Raw genomic sequence first — 9,064 nt, 5'->3', positions numbered from 1 at the left:
GGAAAGGCGCGCCGGGTGGTCCCATGACTGGCAATCCAAGTGGTCCCATGAACTTGGCAGAAACGGCTCAGAGCGGTCCCATGCTCATGGCAGGCGACAGCCGGCGTCTGGCTGAGAACGGCGAGGACTGGATCAGTCACATGTGGGCTCAAGCGGTTGGCCTCGGGAAACCCCGGCTCGGGGCGTCGAGCTGGCACTCCGTCGCCCTTCACAGAAGGCGTCGCAACATGCATAATGAATCCAGGGCACGTACGCATGGTGCCAATCGCAAAGATTTAGGAGCTTCGGCCGTGACTGACACTTCAACAACTGCCCGACCAACTCAACTTGGCTTCCGCGTGGTCAATCCCGCCACGGGTGAGCTGGCCCAGGAGTTCCCCAATGCGACGGACGATGACATCCAGGACGCCCTAGCATCCGCGCAGAGTGCCTTCCAAAGCTGGAGGCTGGTCCCCATCGAGGACCGGGCCACAGTTGTAACCCGCATTGCGCAGCTGTTTACGGAGAGAGCGGAGCACCTGGCTTCGATCATCACTGAGGAAATGGGAAAGCCGATCGCTCAAGCGCAGGGCGAGGCAAAGTTCTGTACGGCGATTTTTCAATACTATGCAGACGAAGGCCCTTCTCTCGCTGCTGACCAGCCGATCAAGACAATAAGCGGTGGCCGCGCGGTCATCCAGAAGTTGCCGGTTGGCCCGTTGCTCGGCATCATGCCGTGGAACTATCCGTACTATCAAGTGGCCCGCTTCGCCGCCCCCAACTTGATGCTCGGGAACACCATCATTCTCAAGCATGCCGAGAACTGCCCCCGGTCGGCATTGGCAATCGCCCAGATCATGGAGGATGCAGGCGTCCCAGACGGCGTATACGCAAATGTCTTCGCTACGCACCAACAAGTGGCGGAAATGATAGCCGATGAGCGCATCGAGGGAGTATCTCTGACAGGGTCTGAGCGTGCAGGGGCCATTGTCGGTGAAATCGCCGGGCGCAACCTCAAAAAGGCGGTGCTCGAGCTCGGGGGTTCGGACCCGTACGTGATTCTAGATTCCGCTAACGTGCAGGAGTCGGCGGCTCAGGCTTGGAAGACGCGCATGGGTAACACTGGGCAAGCATGCAACTCCAACAAGCGAATGATCGTCATGGATAGCATCTATGATGAGTTTGTTTCTGAGCTGACTGAGCGGGCGTCCGGCCTCGAGCCAGGTGATCCGGCTGTGCAATCCGAGGGAACGTTTGCCCCACTTTCCTCCCGGGCGGCGGCTGAGCGTCTGGCCGAACAAATCAAGGACGCTGTGGATAAAGGGGCAACGCTACACGCCGGCGGGAAGCTCGTCGAAGGGCCAGGAGCATATCTTCAGCCGGCAGTGTTGACCGGCGTTACTCCGAACATGCGTGCCTACCACGAGGAACTCTTCGGTCCGGTGGCCGTGGTCTACAAGGTCTCTAGCGACGACGAAGCCTTGAATCTTGCCAATGACACTCGATACGGCCTCGGCGGCGCCGTCTTCAGCGCCGATGAAGAGCGCGCATGCAAACTCGCCATGCAGCTCGATTGTGGTATGAGCAACGTCAATGCTGCATCCGCAGGCGGCGCAGGCATGCCATTTGGCGGTGCAAAGCGATCAGGGTTCGGACGCGAACTGGGGCCGCTAGGCATGGATGAATTCGTGAACAAGCGACTCTTCTACATCGCCGACTGATTCTGGTATTGGGTCGTAGCCAATGCGACAAAGGCTGCGGCATGGCGAATTGGCGTAGTTCGTTGTCTCGGCTGCCCACGCTTAGCCTCCTTGTGGGAGGCAAAGCGTGGGCTTCGCCGAGGGCAGCGATGGGGAAGCCGCGGACTGCTCAAAATTGTTGGCCTGTCTTGGGCGACCTGCAGCGGTCGGTATTGAAGACGGTTGTTTCGACAATTGATTGTGTAATTGCCACCGGAGGAATCTGCCTGATTCCCAATGCAACCAGACTGGCGCACGCAGCCCTTACGGTCACGTTGAGCGACGACGAAGGAGCATGGTGGACCTGCGAATTGGTTACAAGGCGTCGGCGGAGCAGTTCGGTCCGCGGGATCTGGTGGAGTTCGCGGTGCGGGCCGAGGAGCTGGGTCTGGACAGCGTGACGGTCAGTGACCACTTCCTGCCGTGGCGGGCCGAGGGTGGGCACGCGCCGTTCTCGTTGGCGTGGATGGCGGCGGTGGGGGAGCGGACCAGCCGGATCCAGCTGGGCACGAGTGTTTTGACGCCGACGTTCCGTTACAACCCGGCGGTGGTGGCGCAGGCGTTCGCGACGATGTCGCTGCTGACGCGGGGTCGGGTGTTTCTGGGTGTGGGCACCGGGGAGGCGCTGAACGAGGTCGCGGTCTCGGGTCGGGAGTGGCCGGGGTTCAAGGAGCGGTTCGCCCGGCTGCGGGAGTCGGTGCGGCTGATGCGGGCGTTGTGGACCGAGGAGCACGTGAGCTTCGAGGGGGAGTTCTACCAGACGGTGGATGCGTCGATCTTCGACCGTCCCGAGCAACCGGTGCCGGTCTATGTGGCGGCGGGTGGGCCGGTGGTGGCCAAGTACGCGGGCCGTTCGGGGGACGGGATGATCTGCACCAGCGGCAAGGGGATGGAGCTCTACACCGACAAGCTGCTGCCGGCGGTGGAGGAGGGTCTCGTGGCCGGCGGCCGTTCGGGGGAGGGTTTCGACCGGATGCTCGAGGTGAAGCTGTCGTATGACCGGGATCAGTCGGGGGCGTTGGAGAACTGCCGGTTCTGGGCGCCGTTGTCGTTGACGGCAGAGCAGAAGCACACGGTGGACAGTCCGATCGAGATGGAGCGGCTTGCCGACGAGCTGCCGATCGAGCAGGTGGCCAAGCGATGGATCGTGGCGTCCGACCCGCAGGACGCCGTGGCGCAGATCAAGCCGTATGTCGACGCGGGGTTGAACCACCTGGTCTTCCACGGTCCCGGGGGCGACCAGGAGCGGTTCCTGACCCAGTTCACCCAGGACATCGTTCCCCTGCTGCGCGAGCTGAGCTGATCGTCCACCGCTGGTGCCACAGGAGGAAGTTGCAGGGGGGTCGCCCTTACCCGAATTTGATCACCGTACAAATCAACGAATTCACTTCGGTCCTAGGCGTTGTGCGGATTCGGTCGCCGAGTGGGTTCGGTCCAGTGACCGACGCGTTGGCCTGGACCGTCGTCGTGGTTTTCCTCTGCCTTGACGCCGGCCGCGCTGCCCGGTTGACTGCACTGAGGTCGTGGGTTTCGGTGGAGGACTGTCCGGTGCCGGTGATCCTTTGCTGGTCCGGCTCCTGAGTTTGGTCAATCGCTTAGCGCGTGGATTGAATGGCGATGCCCGACGCACCGGTGCAGGTCAAACACGTGCAGACGCACCTCTGCGTGCGGGTGGACACGGTGAACCGCTTCAACCCAAGCCGGAAGTCGAGCTCCAGCGGGAAGCGGTATGGGACCGTGCGCCTCGCCGAATTCGCCTAGATTGCGAATCCTATTGATACACAGTCCTATCCAACCGAGCTACAAGGACTCCACGGCACTTCCCCGGTCCACGAGGTCGTGCCTCAGGGACGCAACGTGCTCCCACGGTGGTCCGATTAGTGCGTGAACTCATCCTTGGCTGGAGGCATCGGCCCCAGGTCACAGGCTCGCCCATAGCAGCGCGGCGGACCAGTGAGCAAAGTCAGGTCGGTCCTAGGCGTTGTGCGGATTCGGTCGCCGAGTGGGTTCGGTCCAGTGACCGACGCGTTGGCCTGGACCGTCGTCGTGGCTTTCCTCCGCCTTGACGCCGGCCGCGCTGCCCGGTTGACTGCACTGAGGTCGTGGGTTTCGGCGGAGGACTGTCCGGTGCCGGTGATCCTTTGCTGGTCCGGCTGCATAATAAGGTCGCCACGCGTCTAGGCGGGCACCCGACCACTCATAGTCGCGGCCGCGCTGGGTCGGCGCGACTGATGGCGCGAGACCTGCTGGAGGCAGCACGATGACCCTTATCCGCACCACCGCGTCGATTGTCGAGCCGGGCGCGTTGATGCAGGGCGGCGGCTGGCTGGGGGAGGGACCGGTGTGATCCTGACGGTCACGCTCAACGCGGCCTTGGACGTTACCTACTCGGTGCCGGCGCTGGTCGAAGGCGCTTCCCACCGCATGCGGAACCTCGCCGGGCCCTCGGAACTGTCAGCGACGGGCGGAGGGCGTCGGCAATCGTGACGCAACGGTGACTACCGAGGGTGGCGTCGGTGGATGGGTGAGGTCGATAGCATGATCGGGATCCGGTTGCCGGCCGCCTCGGCCGTACTCTTCGACATTGGGAGTCGAAGGGGCACTGTACTTTCCCTGGGCGGAGGAAGGACCCCCGTGGCCAAGAGGTTTGACGCCGGCGGGCGGGCGTGACCGACTACCTCATGTGTGTCGTGATCGGCTGTGTCGTCGTGACCGGCGGCATCTGCCGGTTTCGGCGGGATCTGGGCGGACCGCCACTCGCCTTCGGTGCCGGCGTCATTTGGTGGGTCAGCCTCGGCGCACCCATGCTCTGGGTGGGCATGGACTGGCTGACTGACGCGCATGATCGATGGTTCACGACCATGACGGGCGCGGTGCCTCTGGCCTTGGTGGAAGTGGTGTGCCTGGTCCTGGTGCTGGTCGACACGGTCGTCGGGTCGCGGCGCCGGCGAGGTCGGCATCGCGATGGTCACGGCACCCAGCACCGCGCTCCGAAGCGCCCACCAGGGCAGCGGGACCCACCAGTAGCGGTGGTCCCCAACGATCATCACCGCGCCCGGTTCTGCTGGAGTCGTCACGCCGGGCACGGCGGCACCTGCGCATCCAGGTAGGCGGCGATCCGCTTGCGGTAGGCGCCGTGACCGCCGAGGTGGCGCTGCAGACAGACGAGGTCGGTGTACATCAGCGCTCGCGCCCAGAACGGGACCGTGCCGACCAGCTCCGTGCCCACCCACTCCCACAGGGCATGGTCGGCCAGTGCCTCGAAGCGCTTGCGTTCCGAGATCACGTCGAACAGGTCGTCCAGCACCAGCTGCAACCGCCATGAGAAGCGAGCCGGCCGGCCCAGCTGCCAGGACGCGTCACGACGCTTCAACATGGCCTGGACCTCGATCACCTTGGCGGAGTGATACCCGTGCCCCGGGCTCAGCAGGTTGAACGCCTCCAGGAGGTAGTAGCTGGCCAGCGAGGAGTACGGGACCTTGACCTGCAGGCGAAGCGCCTCACCCCAGCGCACCGTCTCCGCAGCCTGACCCGAGACCACCTGCATGCCGGCCTGGGTGAACCGCAGCCCGGCCATCCCATCGTCACCGGCGATCACCACGCCGTCGCCGTCGAACGCCCACGGGACGCGGAAGTGGTCGGGCACGGAATGGTCCTCCGGACATCCACGGGAGCGGAACGATGATGACCCGCAGGGAGGCACCAGAGCGTGTGGTGAGTCGCGCGAGACTACCAACCAGCGCGAGCGTTCCCGCCGGTCGAGGACGCTGGCCCAGCCAGGCCCGACGTCACTGCCCTGCGCCGTAGTGGCGCTGTGGGCGACGGCGGATGCAAGCTCCACCTGGCAGATGAGCGGGCAACTGCGGGCGCCCCGCCCGTGGTGAAGCGTCACGAGGCCCTGCCCGTCCTCTCCCGTCGCTGCCTCGGTTCTAGGGATTCTGGCTTCTCCGGGTCACAGAAGTGGGGCGTGGTCCATGCCGATCCGACTCGTCGGTGTCGCGCTGCTGGCAGTCTCGAGAGACGTGCACGTTGTCCATGAGGATTCCGGCGCGAGCCGCGAATGATCACGCTTGGGGGCGATGGACATCGCGGAAGCCGGCAGCTCAGTGCCCGCTCTGCTCATCGCGGCATACGCGGTTCTCGCTGCGTTGGCTGCGGCGTGTGCCTCGTGCCGGAGCTGGGTGCCTTCCTCCGGCCGCAGGGCAGCCCATCGGCCGAGGAGTGTGGCGCGGAGGCGCTCCAGGTGGCCGGGGAGGACTCGGGCGGGGGCGAACAGGACTCCGGAGCGGGCAAGGATGTCGGCGACTTCGGCACTGTCATGCAGGAGGTCGGCCACGTCGGATATGGCGTAGCGCAGGTCGGTCAGAGCCACTTTCAGGTTCAGGCCGTTCGCTGCGGCCTGGGCGGTCCCGGGCACTGGTCCGCCTGTTGCCAGGGCGTCGTTAAGGGTGTCGAAGAGCGTGGATGCGGCCGTGACGTAGGCCTCGCTGGGGCGGGTGGCGGTGGTCACGGTGGCCCAGAGCGGCTCGGCCCGCTGCAGGTCGGCTGCGGCCTCGCAAAGAGCGGCTCGCGCCGTCGCGATCGCCTCGCTCGCTCGTCCGTCGTCAGCGTGTCCGGCGGCGGTGAGGTCGAGGATGTGGTCGCACGTGGCATACACGTGGACGGCTTGGTTGCTGATGTTGCGCAGCACTTCGGTGCTGGGGACGGTCTGTGCCAGTTCGTCGCGAGCGGCGGTTGCCCAGGTGCGCAGGGCCGATTCGAGCCGTTCGTTGGCACTCGTGGGTGAGACGGGTGGGTGGAAGCTGGGCAGGTTGAGCAGCTTGCTCGCCCGACCGAACCTCCCAAGCCCAGCCAAGGCGTGTTCCGCGTAGCCGATAACGGCGGCGGGCCGCTCGGTCTGGTCGGGTGGAAGGGAGGCCAGGGCATGTCGGCCGGCGAGGATGGTGATGGCCATCAGGTGCGCGATGACCGGTGCGGTCTGGGTGTCGTCCATCATCTGGTCGAGGTCGGATCCGGTCCAGGTGAGTAGGTCCCGCGTTCTGGCTGCGGAGACCATGTCGGCGAGGGCGCCGAGCGTGACGGACAGCCGGTCGAGCGGTTCGGTGCTGGTCACCACCGCCGGCCGTGCCTCGATGACGTCGTGCCTCGCCGCGCGCCGCGTGGGGTCTGGCGGTGGTGGAAAGTCGTCCAGCAGCTGAGCGAGCGCGGCGTGAACTTTCGCGCGGTGGGGGTCGGTGGTGCGCAGCGGCCCGACGAGTTCACGCAGCAGACGGTGGACGGTGTGTTCGAAGGTGACCCAGGTGTCCAGTGTCATCGGTCCTGAGGTGTGTGGCAGTGCGTGGGCTTGGCGGTCGGCGCGGTCGAGCAGGTCGCCGGCCGTGGTGGTGCTCATGGCTGTTCGGTGTCGTTCGAGCCGCTACGGCTGTGTGGCTTCGTGTCGGTTGCCGCGACGACGGCGGGTCGGAGGTCAACCAGGTGCTGCATCCACCTCGTGGGGTCGTCCGCGGCGTGCCCTGGCCGGATGGCTCCCAGCAGGTCGAGGGCGGCCTCCAGGTGCTCCAGGGGTCCGGACGGGTCGGCGGGGTCGGGTATCGCGCGGATGCCGGGGTGCAGCCCGCCGCTGAGCAGGCGCAGTTGCGCGGCCAGGAACCGGGCCGTGTCGAAGGGGTCGTCGCCGACCGTGGCGTCCAGCTGGGCGGCGGCGGCATCGAGGTGCACGCAGGCGCGTGCGGTGGTCTCGATCGCCACGTAGCAGGCGCGCAGGGCGCGGTTGTGCTTGGAGATGGGACTCATGTGGGAATGTCCTTCGCTGTCGGGTTCTGGGCGAGGTCCGTGTCAGGTGAGGGAGGGAGTCGCCGGCCGGCCGCGCGGTGCGATGGAGGCGGTGGCCGCGGAGGCCGAGTCCGGCTGTGCCGCCGGCCCTGCCTATCCGTCGCGGTGGGGCGCGTGGTGCAGCGAGGCGGTGTCCATCGCTCGGTGCAACGCGTGGGTGAACTCGTCGTGGGGGTTCCATCCTTGGGCGGTCATCTCGCGTTCGACGCTGGTCAGCAGCGTGCCTGCGTCGTGGTTGGGAAGCCGTGCTACGAGGGGAAGGACGGCGGCCAGGACGGCCGGCACCGGTTCGGAAGCGCCGCTGGCCAGGACGGCCTGGACAAGCTCACGGCCGGGCAGGTGCGGGTGGACCTCGCCCGGCGCTATGTGGAAGAGGTGGGTGCGGTCGAACGCGGCCAGCCCCTCGACCCCGCGCGAGCGCAGCCAGTCGTCGGGATCGTGTCCGGTCGGCAGGGTGGTGACCAGCGCGAGTCGGCCCGCGCTGATGGACAGCAGCCGCAGCCACCGTGCCGTGCCTTCACGCCCGGCCGGGTCGCCGTCGAGGGCGATGACCGGTGCCTGGTGGTGCATGGCCAGGACGGCATCGGCCTGGCACGGTGAGACGGTGACCCCGCTGGTGGTGACGGGCGCGAACCGGCTGGACTGGCCGGCTCGCGCGGCGGCGGCCGCGACGGCCAGCGCGTCCAGGGCTCCTTCGACGACCACGACGGTCGTCACGTCGCCCAACCGGTGGTGGCTCGGCTGGTAGAGCACGGCGGACTTGTCGAAGGTCGGGGTGCGGGTGGGGTTGCGGTACTTAGGCGCCGCCGGGTGGCCGGTGGTGTCGCGGCCGAGGAAGCCGCTGATCCGACCGTCGGGGTCGCGGACGGGCAGGATGATCCGGCCGCGGTAGGCGTCCATGAGCTGCCGCACGTGCGGGGGCTGGTGGGCGAGGTCGAGGTCGAGCAGTTCGGTGTCGGTGACACCGAGCCCGCGCAGGTGAGCGGTGAGCGAGTGCCGGCTTGGACTGGCGTATCCAGCCAGCGGCTCTCCCCGGTTCTCCTCCCGTAGGGCGGCGAGGTCGATGCTGCGGTGGTGACGCAGCCACGCCTGCGCGTGCGCAGCGGCGGGTGGGGTGGTGAAGTGCTCCCAGGCCAACTGGTTGATCTGGTAGCACCGCTCCGGCGACGTCGTCGGTTGCCGAACGGGATTGGTGGGCAATGGCACTGGCGTGGGCGCCGCTGACGGAAGGCGCCCGGGGAACGGGGTGCCGTCCTGCAGCGACCGGACTGACTCGGCGAACGGCATACCGGTGAGGCGGGCGAGGTAGTCGATGACGTCTCCGGAGGCGCCGCAGCCGAAGCAGTGGAATCGGCCCGGCACGGCGGCCACCGACAGGGAGGGGGTGGTGTCGTCGTGGAAGGGGCAGCAGCCGACGTAGCCGCGGCCGCGGGGGTGCAGGGCCACGCCGGAGGCGGCGACGACCTGTTCGATCGGGTTGGCGGCCCGTAGCGCGTCGAGGTCCCACCGGCGCC

6 protein-coding genes are annotated in these 9,064 nt (G+C 66.9%); 2 read left to right on the top strand and 4 right to left on the bottom strand.

Going from position 1 to position 9,064, the window contains the following annotated elements; genetic code table 11:
• Positions 1-290 precede the first annotated feature (290 nt).
• Positions 291-1,700 carry an NAD-dependent succinate-semialdehyde dehydrogenase gene (locus FRW57_RS12515; RefSeq protein ID WP_238999412.1) on the top strand — a complete coding sequence of 470 codons (1,410 nt, stop codon included), beginning with the start codon at positions 291-293 and terminating at the stop codon, positions 1,698-1,700.
• 313 nt (positions 1,701-2,013) lie between these two features.
• Complete coding sequence (gene fgd, locus FRW57_RS12510) at positions 2,014-3,021, top strand: glucose-6-phosphate dehydrogenase (coenzyme-F420) (protein WP_152186122.1); 1,008 nt, start codon at positions 2,014-2,016, stop codon at positions 3,019-3,021.
• Positions 3,022-4,791: 1,770 nt separating this feature from the next.
• Here the strand turns inward: fgd and FRW57_RS12505 are convergent.
• The 4 genes from FRW57_RS12505 to FRW57_RS12490 form a co-directional block, all read right to left on the bottom strand.
• Positions 4,792-5,364: a hypothetical protein gene (locus FRW57_RS12505; protein ID WP_152186121.1), complete on the bottom strand. Its 573-nt coding sequence runs from the start codon at positions 5,362-5,364 to the stop codon at positions 4,792-4,794.
• Positions 5,365-5,670: 306 nt separating this feature from the next.
• Positions 5,671-7,110, bottom strand: a complete 1,440-nt coding sequence (locus FRW57_RS12500) for a hypothetical protein (protein WP_152186120.1) — start codon at positions 7,108-7,110, stop codon at positions 5,671-5,673.
• Positions 7,107-7,511 (bottom strand): hypothetical protein, encoded by a 405-nt coding sequence (locus FRW57_RS12495; protein WP_152186119.1) that lies wholly within the window; start codon positions 7,509-7,511, stop codon positions 7,107-7,109. The genes FRW57_RS12500 and FRW57_RS12495 overlap by 4 nt, the downstream gene beginning before the upstream one ends.
• A gap of 132 nt (positions 7,512-7,643) precedes the next feature.
• Positions 7,644-9,064, bottom strand: a 1,421-nt coding sequence (locus FRW57_RS12490) for a CHC2 zinc finger domain-containing protein (RefSeq protein ID WP_203230313.1), incomplete at its 5' end; no start/stop codon positions are given.

It is taken from the genome of Segeticoccus rhizosphaerae, from assembly GCF_009192725.1.
Lineage (GTDB): Bacteria > Actinomycetota > Actinomycetes > Actinomycetales > Dermatophilaceae > Segeticoccus > Segeticoccus rhizosphaerae.
This window is presented reverse-complemented; position numbering and strand designations above follow the sequence as displayed.

Bases quoted from the DNA above. Each gene is read 5' to 3' on its own strand.
- FRW57_RS12500 (WP_152186120.1), bottom strand. From the start codon at position 7,110: ATGAGCACCACCACGGCCGGCGACCTGCTCGACCGCGCCGACCGCCAA.
- fgd (WP_152186122.1), top strand. From the start codon at position 2,014: ATGGTGGACCTGCGAATTGGTTACAAGGCGTCGGCGGAGCAGTTCGGT.
- FRW57_RS12495 (WP_152186119.1), bottom strand. From the start codon at position 7,511: ATGAGTCCCATCTCCAAGCACAACCGCGCCCTGCGCGCCTGCTACGTG.